The 20,332-nt window shown below is 35.4% G+C and carries 16 protein-coding genes and 1 riboswitch; of the genes, 1 reads left to right on the forward strand and 15 read right to left on the reverse strand.

Annotated elements, in window-relative coordinates:
* Positions 1–85: 85 nt before the first annotated feature.
* Complete coding sequence (rpsI, locus tag GQ593_RS11390) at positions 86–478, reverse strand: 30S ribosomal protein S9 (protein WP_034915459.1); 393 nt, start codon at positions 476–478, stop codon at positions 86–88.
* Positions 479–489: 11 nt separating this feature from the next.
* Positions 490–918 (reverse strand): 50S ribosomal protein L13, encoded by a 429-nt coding sequence (gene rplM, locus GQ593_RS11395; protein ID WP_065566227.1) that lies wholly within the window; start codon positions 916–918, stop codon positions 490–492.
* 277 nt (positions 919–1,195) lie between these two features.
* Here rplM and GQ593_RS11400 point away from each other — a divergent pair, with 277 nt between their 5' ends.
* Positions 1,196–1,816: a YrbL family protein gene (locus GQ593_RS11400; RefSeq protein ID WP_160432134.1), complete on the forward strand. Its 621-nt coding sequence runs from the start codon at positions 1,196–1,198 to the stop codon at positions 1,814–1,816.
* Here GQ593_RS11400 and pmrB read toward each other — a convergent pair.
* The 13 genes from pmrB to GQ593_RS11465 form a co-directional block, all read right to left on the reverse strand.
* Entirely contained in the window at positions 1,785–2,816 is a 1,032-nt protein-coding gene (gene pmrB / locus GQ593_RS11405; RefSeq protein WP_237397752.1) for a two-component system sensor histidine kinase PmrB, read from the reverse strand. The genes GQ593_RS11400 and pmrB overlap by 32 nt on opposite strands.
* A 105-nt stretch (positions 2,817–2,921) precedes the next feature.
* Positions 2,922–3,584, reverse strand: a complete 663-nt coding sequence (gene pmrA / locus GQ593_RS11410) for a two-component system response regulator PmrA (protein WP_160432136.1) — start codon at positions 3,582–3,584, stop codon at positions 2,922–2,924.
* A 95-nt stretch (positions 3,585–3,679) separates the two neighbouring features.
* Positions 3,680–4,234: a phosphatase PAP2 family protein gene (locus GQ593_RS11415; RefSeq protein ID WP_160432137.1), complete on the reverse strand. Its 555-nt coding sequence runs from the start codon at positions 4,232–4,234 to the stop codon at positions 3,680–3,682.
* 111 nt (positions 4,235–4,345) lie between these two features.
* A complete protein-coding gene (locus tag GQ593_RS11420) occupies positions 4,346–5,029 on the reverse strand; it encodes an amino acid ABC transporter permease (protein WP_160432138.1) in 684 nt (227 codons plus the stop codon).
* A gap of 6 nt (positions 5,030–5,035) precedes the next feature.
* Positions 5,036–5,761: an amino acid ABC transporter permease gene (locus GQ593_RS11425; RefSeq protein WP_160432139.1), complete on the reverse strand. Its 726-nt coding sequence runs from the start codon at positions 5,759–5,761 to the stop codon at positions 5,036–5,038.
* A 3-nt stretch (positions 5,762–5,764) separates the two neighbouring features.
* Positions 5,765–6,598, reverse strand: a complete 834-nt coding sequence (locus GQ593_RS11430) for an ABC transporter substrate-binding protein (protein ID WP_442903614.1) — start codon at positions 6,596–6,598, stop codon at positions 5,765–5,767.
* A 172-nt stretch (positions 6,599–6,770) separates the two neighbouring features.
* Positions 6,771–7,193, reverse strand: a complete 423-nt coding sequence (gene ndk / locus GQ593_RS11435; protein WP_160432141.1) for a nucleoside-diphosphate kinase — start codon at positions 7,191–7,193, stop codon at positions 6,771–6,773.
* Between the two features lie 14 nt (positions 7,194–7,207).
* Positions 7,208–9,412: a penicillin-binding protein 1C gene (pbpC, locus tag GQ593_RS11440; RefSeq protein WP_237397753.1), complete on the reverse strand. Its 2,205-nt coding sequence runs from the start codon at positions 9,410–9,412 to the stop codon at positions 7,208–7,210.
* A gap of 211 nt (positions 9,413–9,623) precedes the next feature.
* Complete coding sequence (locus tag GQ593_RS11445) at positions 9,624–14,780, reverse strand: alpha-2-macroglobulin family protein (RefSeq protein ID WP_160432143.1); 5,157 nt, start codon at positions 14,778–14,780, stop codon at positions 9,624–9,626.
* A gap of 435 nt (positions 14,781–15,215) precedes the next feature.
* Positions 15,216–15,905 (reverse strand): 7-cyano-7-deazaguanine/7-aminomethyl-7-deazaguanine transporter, encoded by a 690-nt coding sequence (locus GQ593_RS11450; RefSeq protein WP_160432144.1) that lies wholly within the window; start codon positions 15,903–15,905, stop codon positions 15,216–15,218.
* Positions 15,906–15,951: 46 nt separating this feature from the next.
* Positions 15,952–16,608 (reverse strand): 7-cyano-7-deazaguanine synthase QueC, encoded by a 657-nt coding sequence (queC, locus tag GQ593_RS11455; protein ID WP_160432145.1) that lies wholly within the window; start codon positions 16,606–16,608, stop codon positions 15,952–15,954.
* Between the two features lie 29 nt (positions 16,609–16,637).
* Positions 16,638–17,111: a preQ(1) synthase gene (gene queF / locus GQ593_RS11460; RefSeq protein ID WP_160432146.1), complete on the reverse strand. Its 474-nt coding sequence runs from the start codon at positions 17,109–17,111 to the stop codon at positions 16,638–16,640.
* A 3-nt stretch (positions 17,112–17,114) separates the two neighbouring features.
* A riboswitch (PreQ1 riboswitch) is annotated at positions 17,115–17,159 on the reverse strand.
* 83 nt (positions 17,160–17,242) lie between these two features.
* Positions 17,243–20,332: a bpX6 domain-containing protein gene (locus GQ593_RS11465; protein WP_160432147.1), complete on the reverse strand. Its 3,090-nt coding sequence runs from the start codon at positions 20,330–20,332 to the stop codon at positions 17,243–17,245.

Here is a 20,332-nt window from a genome sequence, read left to right on the forward strand (position 1 = left end):
ATCTAGGGCTTTTGACCCTAGATGTTTGCCTAAAATATTGATAAAATTCAATAAGTTAGGCAACATAAGTGCGACCTTGTCGCACTTAACGTTTGCTGAATTGTGGACGACGACGTGCTTTGCGTAGACCCACTTTTTTACGTTCAACTTGACGTGCATCACGAGTAACAAAACCTGCTTGACGTAATGCAGAACGTAAAGTTTCATCATATTCCATTAATGCACGAGTAATACCGTGACGAATTGCACCAGCTTGACCTGAAATACCACCACCTTTAACCGTGATGTAAAGATCAAGTTTGTCAGTCATTTCAACTAACTCTAACGGTTGCATAACAACCATACGAGCTGTATCACGACCAAAGTATTGTTCTAATGAACGTTTGTTAATAACGATGTTACCACTACCTGGTTTGATAAATACACGAGCAGCAGAACTTTTGCGGCGACCTGTACCGTAATATTGATTATCAGCCATCTTTTATCCCCTTAAATATCTAATACTTGCGGTTGTTGTGCCGCATGATTGTGCTCATTACCAGCATAAACTTTTAGTTTACGGTACATTGCACGACCAAGAGGACCTTTCGGTAACATGCCTTTTACAGCAATTTCGATGACTTGTTCAGGATGACGTTCAATCATCTCTTTAAAAGTCGCTTCTTTAAGTCCACCGATGTAACCAGTATGACGATAATAGATCTTATCAGTGCGTTTTTTGCCTGTTACAGCAACTTTTTCTGCATTGATAACGATAATATAATCACCTGTATCAACATGTGGTGTATATTCTGCTTTGTGTTTACCACGCAAACGGCTTGCGATTTCAGTAGCTAAACGACCTAACGTTTTACCTGCTGCATCAACAACATACCAGTCGCGTTTAACTGTTTCTGGTTTAGCTGAAAAAGTACTCATTCGTAATTATCCAATTTTTAATTAATCTCACGTTAATAAATCACTCGATTTATTTACACTTTTTGACTGCAACCATTAATTAACTCACCCCTTCGAATGGTTATATTAATGCTGACAACCGAAAACAACGTTGGGAAAAACGTTGTCGTAACGTGGGTGGCAAACATTATACAGAAATAATATAAAAGCGCTAGAGTTAAAAAGAAAAAATCATGGCGATAAGAAACGCTTACTGTTAAACTTTCACTTAACATTAAATAACGAGATGTTGATATAAATGGACAATACAATTTTACTTTCTAAAGATGATTATATAGGCAAAGGGTTACACCGCAAATGCTATCATCATCCAATAGATCCTAATAAATGCATTAAAGTTAATTACAATGACGGCGCAGAAGAAGAAACAAACCGCGAAATAGCTTATTATAAACACCTTATTAGGCGTAATATTGCATTTGATGCATTAGCAAAATATTATGGTCCAGTTTCAACCAATTACGGTAAAGGCCATGTTTTCGAGCTTATTCGAGATTATAATGGTGAAATAGCTATACCACTAGAAAAGTACCTTGCTGATAATAAATTAACTAAACTATATTATGATGATTTAGTTGTGTCATTAAATAATTTAAAATCAGCTTTATTAAAAGATCGCATTATTACAATGACAATCAAAAGCAAGAATATCTTATTTCAGCATTTAAGTGCAGATAAAAGCCGATTGATTATTATCGACAATATCGGTAATTCAACTCTTATTCCCATCGCTAATTACATTTCTTTTTTTGCGAAAGCTAAAATTGAACGAACTTGGCAACGTTTTTTAGCCTCAATTATTAAAGAAAACAGCCAAAATAAATTAATCACTCGTTTAGTTGAAGATGTGAATCAGTGATCCGCAATTGTGCAATAGCACCTTTCACATTATTAGGTCTATTTTTTAAGGTAAATAGACCTTGATGTAATTTAGCAATACGATTAACAATACTTAAGCCAAGTCCAATACCATTATGTTTGCGATCCATACGAAAAAAGGCTTGAGTCAGTTGTTCGCTTTTAGATTCATCAATGCCGTTTCCTTCATCTTCGACCGTAATAACTATGTCTTTTTTATCTTGATAACAACTTACCAAGATTTTGGTATTATCTGGACTGTAGCGGTAGCTATTTTCGACAAGATTACGTACTAAAAGTTTTATCAAAGTTGCATCACCACTAAAAATCAAATCCTTATTCGCCATATACCACTCAAGTTTTTGCTGTTTTTGGCAAGTCAATTCAGTTAGCTCATCAGACAGTGGGATTACAATATCATTGTAAAAATTAATATGTTGATATTGTCCAACTGTAAATTTTTGACTGGCTCGTGCAAGCATTAATAGTTGTTCGACGGTATTAACTAAACGATCTATACGACTGATTAATTCACTACAATCAATCTTATTTTTATTTTCTAGCAATTCTAAATGCAAACGAATTCCTGCTAAAGGTGTTCTCATTTCGTGCGCAACATCAGCAGTAAAAAGCCGTTCTTGAGATAGTGTTGCATTGAGCCTAATAAAAAGATTATTCAATACTGATGTAATAGATTTAATTTCACGCATATTACTTATTGGTATAATGGGTTTCAGGTTCTCCTCGGTACGCTGATTAAGATCTTTCTCTAAAATTTCGAGCGGTTTTGTGATCCGCTTGATCGCTTGGTATGCTAAAAATAGTGTCACTAACATCATTGAAAAAGCTGAACAAAATAAAGCAAAAATAGCTTCAAGTTCTTCGTGCTCAACGACTTCATTGATTTTATTTTGACTTAACGTTAAGTTAACTAGAACATCAATTTGCTCTTTGCTTTCATGCCATAACCAAAGTACAGTTATAATTTGACAAACCAACATAATAAAGCCCAAAGTAAAAAAAAGGTTCCAGCGAATACTGTGCCGTATATTACTCAGTGATTTTGAAATCATAATTTAATTATCTAATTTAAATTAATCGAATTATCAACGCTCATTATTAAGTTGATAGCCATAGCCTCGCACTGTGCGAATCACATTTTTACCTAATTTATTGCGTAATCCATGTATATAAACTTCAAGAACATTAGAACTAGGATCACTTTGCCAATCATAAAGATCATTTTGCAATAAATCTCGATGTACCTTTTCGCCAGCTTTTAACATCAATCTAGATAAGACAATAAACTCTTTTGGCGTTAAAACCACTTCTTGGTTATTAAGAGTCACTTTTTTCTGTTTAATATCAATAGTAATGGAGCCATAACTAATAAGGTTATCAGCAGTACCTTGATCTCGGCGAATTAGCGCTCTTACTCTAGCTAGTAATTCAGTTAAAGCAAAAGGTTTAATTAAATAATCATCAGCACCATTATCTAGACCATCGACTCTATCTTCGATAGTATCGCGAGCAGTTAAAATCAGCACAGGGGTTGAAATATGATTTTTCCGCCAGCGAATGAGCAATTCGAGCCCATCACAATCAGGCAGCCCTAAATCTAGAATAATCAAACTAAATTGTCCAAATTGGATATACTGTTCAGCTTGCTTTCCATTTGATGCAACTTCACAGACATAACCATTGGATGTTATACCATCGTATAGCCCTTTTTGTAGCAAGCTATCATCTTCGACAATTAATATCTTCATTGTTGATTTACCTTAATTTGGATATTAAAACTAATCAAAATGCTCAGTTCATCATTATATATAGTGTTCGATATGTCTAAAGCAGAAAATTGTCTCTACCAACAAAACCATCGATTGAGCAATTTATTAATGCTTGTCCAAAATTTTTTTTTAATTAAATACACCGATATAATGCTCACAAGAAATCCAACAGCAATATCTAATGGCCAATGAATGCCAAGATAGACTCGGCTCCAGCTAACGAGGACTGCAATTAGAGCAAATAAGTATAAAACTATTCTAAAGTGGCATGTGTAATTGAATAAAACAGTAAAAAAAATTGTCCATACAAATACCGCATGTTGACTTGGTAAAGAGCTTGTGTTTTCGTGGAAAAGATAAGGAGTTCCAACGTCAACAGCAAAAGGACGTGGATAATAAAAACAATGACGAATAATAAAAGTGACAAACAGCGCCACAGCTAAACTAATTACTATTTTTAGTATTAATTGACGATAAAAAGGCCGGATAAACCAGCCTATTCCCATAATAATAATGGGTATATAAACCAAATATTTCGCACAGAAAATAGCAAAATAAATAAGCAGTTTTGACGCTTTATCAGAAGCGTTAATGAATAAAAATAGTTGGGTATTAAAATCACACCACATAATCTATTTACCTATATTTATTTAAATTATTAATAATTTAACGCATAAACCTTAAAAGAACCTTAATAAAATTCTTATTTACTAAACGGGCCAATACAGATAGATAGAAAATTATTTAGAATGAAATAATCGACATTTTGGCAAAATAGAAACAGCAAAATCAAGCGATGCGCAGATAATAAAATAAACGACAATAACAAATAAAAAGATCTCAGTTGGATAAACCATACTACGATTATTAACTTGAGTAGCAATAAAAGTAAATTCCGCCACCCCAACAATATAGGCCAAAGACGTATCTTTAATAAGCGATACCCACTGATTGACAAAAGAAGGCAGCATCATTTTAAGAGCTTGTGGTAAAATGATAAATAAAATAACTTGCTTTTTAGTCAACCCTAACGAGAATGCTGCTTGCCATTGTTCTTTAGCCACCGCAATCATTCCAGCATGCACTGAATGACCAATATATGCAGCGCCAATTAAGGATAATGCAAATATCACCGTTGCAATAGCTGGCACATCAACATTAAGCAATACAGGTAATAAGAAGTAAGTCCAAAAAATAAGCATAATAACAGGGATTGCTCTTAAAAAGCCAAGTATACCAACTAATAAATAGCGTACTGTTCCTTTTAAGACTGTCAGCCCTACACCGGCCAAAATACCTAATAGCGTTGAAACTATAATTGCAGCAAAACTCATTAACAACGTTAAAAAAATGCCTCCAGGAAAGTTTCCCCACATCATATAACTTAAATTGTTATAAATAACCTCTAAACCTTTAAGTTCCATAATTGATTACACCTTACCTATTTGTAATCGTTTTGCTTGATAAATGTTACCTACAGTGCCAACCATCACTATTGCCAAAATATATAATAAAGTTGCAATGGCAAAATCTTGAAAGGTTTTTAATGATTCGGTTTCAACTTGACGCGATACATAAGAAAGCTCTAGTACACCAATAGCCATTGTTAACGATGAATTTTTGATAATATTCATATACTGACCAATTAAAGGCGGAAAGGCAATACGAAAGCTTTGCGGTAAAATAATAAATCGCATACTTTGCCACCAAGTTAACCCTAATGCTAATGCAGCCTGTCCTTGCCCTTGCCTTATACCAGCAATACCAGCTCTAAACTCTTCGGCAATAAAAGCACTGGAATAACACGTTAAACCAACTAAACCAATTATAAATTCAAAGGACGGCATTTTCAGTGAAAAAAAGAACAACGAAATTTGTGGTTCATCAAATAGCCATAACTTAAATTCGACTGGTAATAAATTACCCACACCAAAATACCAAAAAAAGAGTTGAGGTAATAATGGAGAATAACGAAAAATTGCGTTATACCCCATTACAATCCCTTGAATAATCTTAATTCGACTTTGTTGAGCAATAACTAATAAAAAACCCTGTAATGTTGAAAAGACGATAGTAAGCAATGAGATAGCCAACGTAACTAAAAAACCATCCCATAACCACCACCAATAACGGGATTGAAGTAATTGCTCGTGCATAACTTACTGACCTTTACCTATTTTAAAATCACCACGAGGCATAGCGGATGTGGTTTCAGGTCCAAACCAACGATTATAAATTGTTAACGCTTGACCATCTTTTTCAAGTGTTAATAAAATTTGGTTCAATTTTTCTTTCAAACGATCTTCCCCTTTTGGTATACCAACTGCTTGATATTCTTGGGTGATACTAAATGGCGAAATTTCAAATGCTGCGCGTTGTTCTTCTGGTACATTAGCGAGTAAACCAATTAATTTAGCATCATCTTGAGTAATTGCCTGTACAACACCATTACGTAATGCCGCAAAAGCAAATGGCGTATCATCATAAGAAATCACTTTTGCAGTTGGGTATTTTTCACGCAGTGTGATTTCCATGACAGTACCTTTATCGGCACCAATACGAAGGTTCTTTAAATCATCGACTGATTTTAAAACACCTTTTTTTGCTATAAATTTTTGACCAGTCGCAAAATAAGGCAAACTAAAATCAACGGTTTTTGCCCGTTCATCTGTAACAGTAAAATTCGCGACAATTAAATCGGCTTTTTGAGATGTTAATAATGGAATTCGATTAGCAGGATTGGTTGGAACAAGATCAACTTTAACATTGAGTGCTTTACCAATTTCATTTGCATAATCAACGTCAAGACCAACAATTTTATTGGTTTTTTCATCAATATACCCAAATGGTGGGTTACTATCAAATACTGCTATTTTGATTTCCCCGCGTTTTTCGATGTCATCAAGGCGGTCTGCGTAAGCAGAATTTGCACCTAACAAACTACTTATTAATGCGACCACTGTTAGTGATTTAGTCAACAATTTCATCCTGATTCTCCCTAATAAAGGTTATGTTATTTTCAGTTAAAGTCTAACAACAAAGAATCAAATGAATAAATAACAAATAATCACATGGTTATAACTTAAAGTTATATCGATCATTATTTAAAAAATAATCTTAGAATAACGGTAATACGCAATACAACCGGTATTTTATAAAATTGATTTACCCAACTATCTCATTATCGACAAAAAAGTAAGCAATTTCCTTTTCGGCCGAGGTTAAAGAGTCTGAACCATGTACGGCATTTTCGGTCATGCTGTCAGCAAAGTCTGCCCGCAAAGTGCCTGCGGTTGCTTTAGATAAATCAGTCGGTCCCATCAATTCCCTATAACGTTTAATGGCATTATCGCCTTCAAGAACCTGAACAACTATTGGGCCAGATATCATAAAGTTAACTAATTTATCAAAAAATGATTTACCTTGATGCTCTGCATAAAAGCCTTCAGCTTGTTCTTTCGTTAATCTAAGCATTTTTAGGGCAATGATGTTAAGTTTTGCTTGGCTGATACGGGTTTCAATTTCACCAATCAATTGCTTTTTAACGGCATTGGGTTTGATGATAGATAATGTTCGTTCAATAGCCATATGCTTGCTCCTAGTTAATCAAGGGTAAAATCCCGCCGCGAAATTTGCCCGCTTTGATCTAATAATAATAGATGATGTAAACCTTTTTGAGTTACCGTTATAGCAACTTTTTGATCGTCATGCGTTTGCTCAATGAGGTTACCATCTAAAAACCACCATTTATCGCCTGTACCACCTTGTGGTGTTACATCAATGGTGACACCGTGTTGCCCTGGTAAACGTTTTACTAATTGGTTATCCCGTAATCCAATGATATTCAGTGGCAAAAAGATATCTTTGCCAAATACAGGACAATTTTTATCAACCTCAGGGAACAACGATTGCCTACGCTCTTTGGGTAACAGCCAATTTTCTAAAGCGATCGGCCAAAGTGCAATCTGTTTTTTATGCGCATTATTACAATCTGCAGATACCCGTTTTCCTTCATCATTGACCCAGATCGTCACCCACCCTGAACGATAGAGATTGTTATTAAGCGTTGTAAGAGTATCAAGAGTTGGGGGAACCATGTTATTTAATATCCAAGCGTTTTTCTGCCGGTGACAGTTTTCATCGTTTGCTGGCAGCACTTGCCCTGATGGCCAACAAATTTTTTCTGAAGTCACCGTTACCGGTTTTGTTATTAAAGGTAATGGTCGATTGAGTCGTCGCTCTTTATTTAATAATAACGAATTAACTTGTTGTAAAATCGGCACCGCGGTAATACTGCCGTATTGTCCAACAACAGGCGTTCCATCTGGACGACCAACCCAAATGCCAATTAAATAACGAGGATTAACACCAATCGCCCAAGCATCACGATAGCCATAACTAGTTCCTGTTTTATAGACAAGTTGATGATTATTAACTAGCATCTTTCTTGTGATCCATGCGCTGCCATCGCTAATAAATGGCTTACTTAATAATGGTTCATCTTGTGTAAAACGTAAAGGGCTAACTTGCCCATGACGAGCTAAGGCACTATAGGCACTGACCAAATTATCCATTCTTAATGATGCACCCCCTAATATATACGAAATATTAGGATTGTTACCAGTAGATACCAGTGGCAACCCAACACTGGCAAGTTTTCCAGCAAATCGTTTTGGACCATAGAGTTCAATTAACTGAACAGCGGGCAAGTTCAACGAATTTTTTAATGCTTCTGTAGCACTGATTGGACCATAAAAATCTTCATCAAAATTGGTGGGGCGGTAATCAGAACTGATTCGAGGCGTATCTTGCAATAGCGATTCAGAATGAATCATACCATCATCAATGGCAAGTGCATACATAAAAGGCTTTAATGTCGATCCAGGTGAGCGAAGCGCACTTATCATATCAACCTGACCAAATCGATCTTTATCATTAAAATCAGCTGAACCTACATAGCCTTTTACTGACATATCAGTATAATCGACAGCTAAAATAGCCAGCGAAGTTTTGGGGGGGAGCTGATTTTTGCGATTAATTGCAATATCTTCAAGACTATACTGAAGAGAGTGATCGATATTTGATCGGATTATATCAACATCAGGATATTGCTGACTTAGTCTTCGTGCTAATAAAGGGGCTAGTTGTGGTTTTTTACGAGGATAAACCCATACTTCTTCTTTTCGAACTTGCTCTATAACATCAGGTGACCATACATGGTATTGAGCTAATCTTGCTAAAACCTTATCTCGAGCTTGTTTGGCGCGCTGAGGATACCTATCAGGACGCAAGCGGCTAGGAGCTTGTGGCAATACCGCTAATAAAACCGCTTCGCCACGTGTTAACGCTTTTGGTGCTTTACCAAAATATGACCAACTTGCAGCCGCCAAGCCTTCGATTGTTCCCCCAAATGGTGCACGGTTGATATATAAAGTTAAAATTTCATCTTTGGTAAAATGTAATTCAAGTTGTAGCGTTCGAAATATTTGTTGTAACTTTCCAGCCATTGAACGATCGTGAGGATCAAGCAATCTTGCAACCTGCATCGAAATAGTACTGCCACCTGAAATAATTTTTTTATTGGTGATGTTTTGCCAAGCTGCTCGCATTAACGATGCAGGATTAACACCAAAATGATCATAAAAATGGCGATCTTCATAATTTAGTAACACATCAAGATAATCATTGGGGACTTCATTTAATTGAATAGGATACCGCCAAACGCCATTTTCATCAGCAAATCGCCAAAGTGGCGTACCATCTTGCGCAAGAATTGTTTGTGTAGGTTTATTTTTTGCAATCGACAATGGAAATAAGAAATCGGCAACAAAAAAACTGCCTATTAACAATAGGATGAAAGAAAAAAAATAAAACAGAATGTTAAACAGGTACTTTTTCATTTTGTCAAAAAGTTTCAGAAAACCCTACGTTTTAGTATAAAAAGATACCGCTAACTTTCATTAGCGGATAATCAATTTTTTATATTATTATTCATCAATCTGAATCGATGTATAAATACTATTGTTGCTTTGGTTTATTAGGTTCTAAATTGCGTTCAACAATCGACATAACTTCAGTGGATTGACCAATTGCAAACCGATCTGGGCGATACATTGATTCAACATAAGGGTATGGAATCATATAATTACCTGCCGTCACAGCCCTAACTAAATAAGCAACACGAGTGCGATAGGTATCTTCACTCACATAATGATTCATATCAACGGCTGCGACGTATCTATCATCACGAAACTCTTGATATTTAACATCATTGCTATCTTCATCTTTCAACAAATTAGCTAATTCAGGGATCGCCTGTAAGCTAACACTGCTGTTGGTTAGATTTTGGTTCTCTAATTCAAGACCAGCAGGTAAAAAGTCAACAATTAACGCATCATGAATAGCTTCTTTATGTGAATTAACATCTAATACAACTGCCATTAAATCCCCTACCTTCATTTGATCAGGTTGAATTTTATTACCTTTCAAATCATAGTAAGTACGTTTAATTGTTAATACATTTTCATCGCTGGTTGGCGCGGGAGCATTTTTACCATAGCCTGACACTGTGAATTTGATATAAAGCGGCTGTGCGTCTTGTGGATTTGAAATCGTTAAGCCACTTGCTAAATTAACAAATCCAAAAGAACGCGATAATGTCGAATCAACTTGATTTGACTGTTCATTAATCACAACATTAAACTTGTGTGAAGATTTATGTTGATCTAATGACCAGCCTGCCACAAATAATGCATTAAGTTCCTGTGTTGAAAAATAACGAGTATCATTAAGTAGATCAGATAAATGAATTAAATAATCAGCTTGTTTATCAACACTTAATCCGTTTTCAATCAACAATGATAAGACTAACGCATTATCACGAATCGCACTACCATATTCGCCAAGCCAAGCATATTGATTATCATAACTTGTTGTAAATACTTGTGGCATCAAACTGTTATAGACGTTGTCAAAACCAGCTAATTTAGCAGATAGTGCTAACTGAGCAACAGGTAATGGTGACAACACCTTAAAATTACTTTCAGTGATTTGTTGAGCCATTCGATTGATCTCATTACGCATTGGTACAGTGATTTTATTTTGTTTTGCAAGCACTGCTAAAGCATACGCTTTAGTAGCAAATTGCGTATAATCGCTTACTTGTGAATTTTCATAATAGCTGTGTAAACTATTAAATGCATTAGCATCATAAATATATTGGCTAATACGTGAAATAGCCGCATTAAGCGCATCGTTATTAATATTATAACCACGCTCTTTAGCTTGCAATAAAAAGTCGGTTGCATACACGGTTAACCAATGTTCTTCAGCACTCTCGTTATTCCATAAACCAAAACTACCATTATTACGTTGCATTGATAAGATTCGCGAAATACCTAATTGCACTTTTTCGCGTCGCTGCTCATCCGATTCAGTTTTAATTCCCAAAGCTGCAAGCTGCTGTTGATTTACATATAATGACGGCATTAAGCCACTAATGGTCTGTTCCAAGCAGCCATATGGATAAGCAAATAATTCTTTAATATATTGAGCAATATTAAGTGGTGGTTGATCTGATATGATCAATTTGCCATCAACCGTATTTTCAATCATCTCAGCAATACTATCTTTAGGTAACTGCCAACTTTCGCCACCGTTTATTGCTGCCGCATAATATTTTGTTGTTGCGGCATAAGCAGGTCTAACACCAACTTTCCATGATCGTTTAATTTGGTAATTTGAACCATCATCTAACAAAATCCCTTTGACATTAATGGTCACAATACCTTTTCCATAACCATAATCAGCAACAATGGGCAGTTGAATAATTCGTCTTTGCTTACTATCAAGTGTTGCTGTTACAGACTTAACTGCATTTTGATGAATCAAACCATCCGTTGAAACATCAACCTGCATTGTTTGCGTTTTTTCGGTTAGATTATTAAGATCTAACGCCAAAATAGCCTGATCACCACCCGATAAAAAGCGTGGCGTTGATAACTCAGCAACCACTGGCGATGCAACGATCATCGCTTGTTCAGCCTTGCCATAACGACTATCGTCCCATGCTTGCGCCATGATGCGTAATTCGCCGTTAAAATTAGGCAAAACAAGATCAACAACACCTTCACCTTCATCGTTAAGATCAATAGTTTGTAATTGTTGGGCCACAACATGAACTTCAGTTAATGTTTTTTTGCCTCCTGCACCCGCTGCGCCAAGCATTGCATCACCACCAAAGCTCATATTAACATTGCGCCCTTTACCTTCAATCAATTTGCCATATACATCGTAAAGATCAACATTATAACGTTTACGACCTAAAAACGCGCTGTAAGGATCGGGTGTGGCAAAATTAGTAATATTTAATACTCCCGAATCAACAGCCGAAACCAATACTGTGACCTGATGATTTTGGTGAATTTTGTTTTTATCCATTTTGACTTTTATTGGAATCGTTCTTTCAGGCTCTGTCTTCTTCGGTGCCTCAATACTCACATTTAATTGGCGATTAGAAGTGTCAATGGGTAAATAAAGCAACCCAATTGCTCGTTTAACCGTTTGAACAGTAGCATCAGTAGATGGACGAATAATCATCGCATTAATATAAATATCATGACGTCCCCAATCTTGAATTGGAATTTCGACATCAAGGCCGTTTTCATCAACGGTAATATCTTGTTTCCATAACATACCGCCATTGGTTTCAAGAGATACATAACCCGATCCCGCGACGGGTGCTTGTACATGTATTTTAGCGGTATCGCCAACTGAATAGGCTGTTTTATCAAGGCTTAATTTAACCTGATCTGGGCGAACAGCATTGGTACCATTAGTGTTATCTTCCCAATTGTAACCACTTCTAAAACGTAGGCTACTGATGATGTTATTTTTAGTATCGATAATTTCAATACGATAAAAGCCATAATCATCTGTTTGGTAACTTACTTTGGTTGTGCCACTGGCATCAATAGAAAGCGGTTGTTCTTGTGCCACAAATTCACTTGAATTGTATTGTTGATGCCATCCAGCATCGTCAGACCAGCTCCAATAATAATTACGACGTTCACGAATAATTCTCGCCTTTAAATGATTTGCAGCCAGCTTCTCTCCATCGATGTTAACATAGGCGACTTCAAACTCTGCATTAGTCCCTTTATCAACTGTCGGGCTGGTTTCGTACCGATCTGAAGACCAATCATAATAAGGCGATTGAGAAAATAACGCACGCACTGCAGGCATTTGCAGATTTGGCCAAATAGTCTGGCTGGCATAACGTGTAACAGGACGTCCCCCAGAATCAAGTAAACTGGCTTGCAAAATAAGTTTAATTGGAGAGCCCAATTTACCCCAATTGTTAGTGTCTACCTCAACTTTTGCGATTCCGTTTTTATCTAAAGTCGTCTCAATATTATCAAGTTGATGAGCAAGATTACTGTGAGTCACATCACCAATTTTATAATCGGCAAGTTCAGGGATTGAATCGATATTCTTAACATAAACATGCCCCTCTAAACTATTACCTGCAGCAGGAGCACCATAAAGGTACCAACCTTTCACATCAAAATTGATACTTTTATCCAACATAATAGGTTTATTTGAAGCGGACGTAATTTCCATTGCCATGCGCTCTGGCAAAAATTCTTCCACACGAAACCACGCATAACGGTAATTATCGTCGCCTAAATTAAAACGAAATGCCCATTTACCCGTTGCCGCATTGGCGGGAATAACATATTGCCATTGATATAAACCATTGGAATCAGTTTGAGCATCGATAGTAAAAGTTTCAACAATTTGATTATCTGGAGACATCACATCAACTACAATCGGCTGCACAGGCAATGGCTTACCATCGGCATTACGCAAAAGCGCATTAAAATAGACCGTTTCTTCAGGGCGATACAAGTCACGAGGACCAAAAGCAAAAAGCTGTTTTTGATAAAAAGCTGAACCCGTTAAGTTATATTCGCTTAAATCTAATGCACTGCGATCCAAATTTAGCAACGAAATCTGTTTGCCATCATTGGCGGTAAGTAAGCCATAATCCATACCTCTTGGTAAAGCCACTTCAGCATAACCTGTAGCATCCGTTTTAGCTGAAATAGTTGTACAGTTTTTATTGCTATCTCGAATACTTTTGGTACATTGCACCGATAAATTGACATCAGCAAGCGGTTTGCCATTGTCGAGCCCATGGGTAATGACTGATAATTTACCGTTTTCATAAACATGCACAGCAATACCAATATTACTGATTGTAAACAGCGATGCAGGATTTGAATAATCATAGCTTCCTGCTTGACTCATAACAGCAAGATAAACACCCTCTTGCTGAAGTTGTGGAATGGAAGCAAGGTTAAGTAAAACAGTTTCTTGCGAATTACGTTTTGGATTCAAATCAAACCGAGACGTATAGACTAAATTAGTAAATTTATTAATATTCTTTGAGTTCCAACTGGTCATTTGGTTAATAAAACCATAATCAGCAATAAAATCAGATAACTGTTCAGGTTTAACTTTAAAGAAATTAACATCAATTTTATCCACATTAAGTGTGGTAACTGGCAAACCATTCATTGATTTACTTGGCAACAAAAAACCACTGCTCGCAAATCCCACCATCGGCTTGCGATCTTGGGTTTTAATTTCCGTTTGGTAGACTTCTTTTAAACTGTTGCCATTAATTGCAGCTAACATCTTATCAATTGTCAGTTCTAATTTACGATTGGGTTCAAGATATCGATGTCTTAACTCTAATCCGTTATCTGACAATTCCCAAGCACCGTCAACATTGCCAGCTTGGCGATCAACTAAACGAAGCAAATTAGAAAAATTAAGATTAGGATTTAAAGGCACTGAAAAGGTAATCACTAATGTACTTGAACCATCAACAATGACTTCAGAACTATCAATAACGGTTAACGCTTTATCATGATATTTTTCGATTAATTCAGGGGTTGGGTTAAAAACAGGTTTTGCTGGTTCATCTTGCGCTATTTTACTTTCATCATTGGGATCGCTAACATGGGCTGTTTTGTTATTATCAATCAATTCTGCTGCTGGTTGTGTGATGATTTGTTCAGCGCTTGCACTTTGCTTATTGTCACTATTATCACAGCCAGCTAATACTAACAGCAAGCTTAATACAGCTAAATGTTTTACTAATCGCATTTTCCACCCCGTATATAATTATTATTATTACTGATCTTCTTTATTTAAAATTTAATCACATATTATGTACTACCCTTTACCTTTTAGCAAAGAGTGTTTAATAAGGTTTGATGATTTTTTGTATAAAAACAGAGTTAATAAAAAATCTATAAAATCAATATTTTTTCTGACTGCTTTTTACAACAAAACTATATCAGCTCTCGGCTTATTCTGATGCAAAATTAATGACCCTATTCGCCTTTAGGTGTTGTGAAACATTGGAATGTTTTTCTACAAAAATTGTTTAGGTAGATCACTGATTTTATTTAAATTAATCTTTATTATTCTTTAATTAAATAAAATACTTATATGAAGATTTTCAGTATTAAACATAAAACTCATTTAAAAATAATAAATGAGTTTTATGTTTGTTCGGGCAAATAAATAAAATTTAGATTATAACGGTTGATTGTTTTTAGGTACTGAAACTATTTTTTTTAGGATAAAATTTAAAATCATTCCGTAAAGTGGCAAAAAGAATAACCCACAAATTAGAATTTTAAAACTATAGTCCATTAACGAAATTTCAGTCCAGTGATTTGCCATAAATTCATCGCTACTTTGATAAAATGCGATAGCAAAAAAGACAATAGTATCAATACCATTACCAAAGATTGCTGATGCAGTTGGTGCCACCCACCATGATTTATTTTTTCTTAAATAGTTAAAAACAGTGATATCCATCAATTGTCCAACTAAATAAGCTGCAAAACTGGCTAGCGCTATTCGAAATACAAAGCTATTAAATTCGGTCAATGCCGAAAAGCCAACCCAATGTGTCTCAAAAAATAACACTGAAATAAGGTATGAAAATAGCAATGCGGGGATCATCACCACAAAAATGATCTTTCTTGCCAAACTTGCACCATAAATTCGAATGGTTAAATCGGTGGTTAAAAAGATAAATGGAAAAGTGAAAGCCCCCCATGTGGTGTGAAAACCAAAAATATCAAATGGGATTTGGACTAAATAATTGCTTGAAGCAATAACTAAAATATGAAAAAAAGCCAACCAGTAAAGCGCTTTTTGCTGTTGCCCACGGGTAAAGTTTTTTTCTATCGATTCGAAATGATTCTGTAAGTACATCTTTTTTCCTTTTTAATGGGGTGAGAGAACCCAGTTATTAATAAATCTATCTAGCCCTAGCCATATATTCTTGCAAGCCCTTATCGCGCAGCAAACAACTAGGACACTTGCCACATCCCCCATCAACCCCGTAATAACAGGTGTGGGTATGTTGTTGGACATAATCAAGATAACCAAGTTTATCGGCCATTTCCCACGTTTGTGCTTTGGTTAAATACATCAGTGGTGTAATAAGATTAAACGCATAATCCATGGCTAAATTCATCGATACATTCATTGATTTAATAAAGATATCACGACAATCTGGGTAGCCACTAAAATCTGTTTCACAAACACCAATAATAATGTCAGAAATGCCCTGCTGTTTGGCATGGCAGCCAGCTAAAAGTAAAAAGAGCATGTTACGCCCATCCACAAAGGTATTAGGATAATCGCCATCTTGAGCCGCTTTAATTTCTTGTGAGTCGTCGATGAGCGCATTATTTGTGGTTTGTTTGATAACTGATGTATCAATGACAGTTTGCTTAATACCTAAATCTTTAGCGATCCATTTGGCTTTTTCAAGCTCAATGGCATGACGTTGACCATAATGAAAGCTGATTGCCTGAACGTTTTCACGTCCATAATCGGCAATGGCTTGCAGTAAGCAGGTAGTTGAGTCTTGCCCGCCAGAAAATATAACGAGTGCTTTACGAGTCTGCATTAAAAGTTCCTGTTTGGATGGATTATAAATTAGCGATTATCCACTTTTTCTGGATACATATCGTGATTAGCTAATCGATTAGCCGCAACTTGCTGCCAATGAGTACCTGATTTGCCATAGTTGGCGTAAGGATCAATCGAAATGCCACCGCGTGGTGTAAATTTGCCCCAAACTTCAATATATTTAGGATCCATTAATTTGATTAGATCTTTCATGATGATATTAATGCAATCTTCGTGATAATCACCATGATTACGAAAGCTAAATAGGTAGAGTTTTAACGATTTACTTTCGACCATTTTAATATTGGGCACGTACGAAATATAAATCGTCGCAAAATCAGGCTGACCAGTGATAGGGCAAAGGCTAGTGAACTCTGGGCAATTAAATTTAACAAAATAGTCGTTGTTCGGATGTTTATTATCGAACGTTTCGAGTATTTCAGGACAATAGGTTGTAGGATAGCGAACAGACTGATCGCCTAGTAGTGTAAGTTTATTCATGATGTTTCCTTAGTTTTTTAGCGTGGGAGGTTTACGAACCACGTAACAAGCCGCACACCATACTCTTTTTAAATAAAAAAGTCTAGTGCTATTAGACTTCATCAATTCACATTAATTAGTATCGATTGATGTTAAATTGACAATAATGTTACTTTATTTTCATTAACGTTAATATGTAATCCCCTTCCTTGTTTATCAAATAGACAACATTCATTCATGCTACAAAAAATGGAAAACGGGTCTGAACTATGCCAATCTATTACCATTTTAAAACTATTGCTTAGATAATGGTAAAAATAAATATCACTACCTAGTTCGTTCAAACGTTTAACCTGTAGAATAGCTAAACAATCAATCGATAATATGCCCATGGTATCGAATTGTTCTTGCGATAAATTTAACGGGATTTCTTTATATTGGTAAAAACGATAGTTTCTAGGTTTAAACAATATTCGTTGGCTTGCTTTATCATATTTAAAAAATAAAACACCTTGCTTTTTACTGATCGCAATTTTATTTACGCCTGGTTCAATATCAATATTACCACGATGTGTTAAATAACGGTTAGAACGGCTGTAATGGAATTCTTCAAATTCATTGTTTGGTGTTAAAGTCAGATACAGTTCATCACTTTCGTTTCTTGCTATTTGTTCAATTTGATTTGGTGATAGATCAACGCGCCATACAACCGATAGTTTGGAGCTAATGTCTATCACTTCAATATAATTATTATTGATGATTGTCCAATTGATACCGTCAAATTCTTCATGACAATGTTGAAATTTAATAATACCAAGATCAAGCGTTTTTTTAGTACTTAAATCAATTTTATGTATACGATAATAATCACCACACTTAGCCAATGCTAACACTTGCATTTTATTATCAGAAATGATTAATTTATCAGCCGCAATCATAAAATGTGTTAGCTGTTTACCCGTTCGATCAACAATAATCATACCTGCCTGACCTAATGCTAATAAATAGCGATCATCAGTCAATACTACCATGCTATAAATTGCTCTATGCCCAACTTCAGGACAGCTGATATGTTGAAGCGTTGTACATTCAAATAAAGGACATGGTCTTACCAATTTCAATGATGCTAATGATGAAATTGGTATATCAACACGAATTGATTGATCCTGCGTAAATGCAATTAATCTTGCTATATCAAATTTTGTGAGTGTATTGGGATAAGTGACGGCATCAAGCACAATGTGGTTTATTAATACACACAACAAGCTTTTTAAGTTTTCAACGTGCTGTTGAGCTATTATTTCTTGCGCAATATCCAGTCTTTTTTGATAGTAACTGGGGGTATTTTTTATGATTGATAAACTGTCTTCTAGCTTATCGAGTGCATCATCTGGTTTTAAAATAAAGCGTTTTACTATCGCTTTTGGATTAAGAGGGTCAACATAGTTAAACCACTTTTCAGCAAGGTGTCGATACTGCGTTAAAGGCCAAATTGTGTCAATTGCAGCAAGCCATTCAGCTTTTTCAGCTAAAGTATTTGTCCATTCTAGTCTTAGTTTGTTTGCGAGTTGTTGGTTTGTCTTTTCAAGTATTAATATGGCGTTGGCAAAAATATTGTCTCTTCGTGCTATCATGATTGCTTTATGCCAATCATTTGCTAAGCAACAGAGTTTAACAATGTATTCGGGGTCAGCATCTCTGGCTATAGCTAATTCCATTGCTTGCTTATAAAGCTTGCGTTCCTCTAAAAACTCAAGTCCCTCTTGTAAATTATTTAATAATTCAACTAAAACAAAGACAGCTTGTTCTACTTTATTTTCTTTTGCTAATTTTTCAAAACTTTGACGATAAAGTGATTGCAAATGTTGATATAATTTTTCATCAAGATTAATAGATGATGAATTACCGTAAACAGATTCACTTAATGATAATTTATTACGCGGCTTAGGCACACCAAAAGCTTGCCCTTTTGAGTCACTATCAGCGCCGAGCGGAATGGCATAGCGCAAAGCATCCTCTAAATTACCTTGCTCAAACTTTTTCATCATGGTTTCAATATAATTTCCTTGTTGAAAAGCAATTAGATGGCTTAGTTTCGAAACAATTGAAAATAATGATAAATACTTACGCCAACGACTTGGTTTACGGTTATGATTCTTCCTTCTTTCAGGGATATCATTAGAAGGATTCACTATTGGAACGATATTTGCGATACCATCTTTGATACTCATCATCTCATCTAATTTACCACCATTAACAGTAGATTGAGACCGAACTAAACTATTAACGCGATATGTCATTGAATGAGTATTGTTGGCTATCTGAGCATAGTTAGCTTTATTATTTTGTGGATTATCATCCAACTTTTTAGCGAAATATGCAGATGATTTAACAACAATCTTATCTGAAATAACACTTTGTTTAATGCCTTTTATCAATTTTAATAATTCTATTATCGATTTGAATTTTATAAAAATAAAAACAAGGAAAGCGATAAACACCAATACAATTTTCAAAGCATAAGCATTATCTTCAAGTTCAAAAAATAGATTTTCATTTTGCGTAACAATGGAAGAAAACAGAAATAAAATTGAAAAAATAGCAATACATAATAACCAGATTCTGCTTTCTCTCCGTTGGCTGCATGGTTTAAATTTTATATTTTGTTTTGAAATTTGTTGCTCAACATTTTTTTTATTTTGCTTTTTTTGTTCTATAAATTCTATCAGTTTAGGGCTAGGCGACGGTATCTTGTCATCAAATATTTGCGTCATTGATTTACTTTCGATAATAAGATCTGGCAAGACATCATATGTGTCATTAATGGTATAACTTTTTGTTTCAAGTAATTGATAGCCATCTAAATCAACCCAAAGTGACGGATCAACATTTACTGCATCGTTAAAATAGTAAGTCGAAATGTGATTGCCAATAATCAATAATAAATCAGCTTGGGGTAATTGCTGACTATTTGTTTTGGGGAGTTTTGTCGAACACAATAATCCATTTTGATAAATTAAAGGCCATCCCTCCAATCGTTCGCAATAGAGCATTCTTTCAGAGGGAAACGTAAGTAAATCACCTTTCTCAAACTGATAAATTTCACAGCCTAAAAAATAATACTGTATTAATAAACGTCGGCGTTGTTTGCTATTAAACCATTGCGTAGGAAACCAAATCCCAGATACAGATTGAGCGCCTTTTAAAGTGGGATATCGAATGAAATCAGTCGTGTTTTCCAT

It is taken from the genome of Gilliamella sp. Pas-s25 (genome assembly GCF_009795885.1).
GTDB lineage: Bacteria > Pseudomonadota > Gammaproteobacteria > Enterobacterales > Orbaceae > Gilliamella.

What these genes read in the sequence shown, in the direction of transcription:
- queC (WP_160432145.1), bottom strand. Translation starts at nt 16,608, where the DNA reads ATGCAGACTCGTAAAGCACTCGTTATATTTTCTGGCGGGCAAGACTCA.
- pmrB (WP_237397752.1), bottom strand. Translation starts at nt 2,816, where the DNA reads ATGTTGGTTTGTCAAATTATAACTGTACTTTGGTTATGGCATGAAAGC.
- GQ593_RS11465 (WP_160432147.1), bottom strand. Translation starts at nt 20,332, where the DNA reads ATGGAAAACACGACTGATTTCATTCGATATCCCACTTTAAAAGGCGCT.
- GQ593_RS11425 (WP_160432139.1), bottom strand. Translation starts at nt 5,761, where the DNA reads ATGCACGAGCAATTACTTCAATCCCGTTATTGGTGGTGGTTATGGGAT.
- rpsI (WP_034915459.1), bottom strand. Translation starts at nt 478, where the DNA reads ATGGCTGATAATCAATATTACGGTACAGGTCGCCGCAAAAGTTCTGCT.
- GQ593_RS11420 (WP_160432138.1), bottom strand. Translation starts at nt 5,029, where the DNA reads ATGGAACTTAAAGGTTTAGAGGTTATTTATAACAATTTAAGTTATATG.
- GQ593_RS11445 (WP_160432143.1), bottom strand. Translation starts at nt 14,780, where the DNA reads ATGCGATTAGTAAAACATTTAGCTGTATTAAGCTTGCTGTTAGTATTA.
- GQ593_RS11400 (WP_160432134.1), top strand. Translation starts at nt 1,196, where the DNA reads ATGGACAATACAATTTTACTTTCTAAAGATGATTATATAGGCAAAGGG.
- ndk (WP_160432141.1), bottom strand. Translation starts at nt 7,193, where the DNA reads ATGGCTATTGAACGAACATTATCTATCATCAAACCCAATGCCGTTAAA.
- GQ593_RS11415 (WP_160432137.1), bottom strand. Translation starts at nt 4,234, where the DNA reads ATGTGGTGTGATTTTAATACCCAACTATTTTTATTCATTAACGCTTCT.
- rplM (WP_065566227.1), bottom strand. Translation starts at nt 918, where the DNA reads ATGAGTACTTTTTCAGCTAAACCAGAAACAGTTAAACGCGACTGGTAT.
- pmrA (WP_160432136.1), bottom strand. Translation starts at nt 3,584, where the DNA reads ATGAAGATATTAATTGTCGAAGATGATAGCTTGCTACAAAAAGGGCTA.
- GQ593_RS11450 (WP_160432144.1), bottom strand. Translation starts at nt 15,905, where the DNA reads ATGTACTTACAGAATCATTTCGAATCGATAGAAAAAAACTTTACCCGT.
- queF (WP_160432146.1), bottom strand. Translation starts at nt 17,111, where the DNA reads ATGAATAAACTTACACTACTAGGCGATCAGTCTGTTCGCTATCCTACA.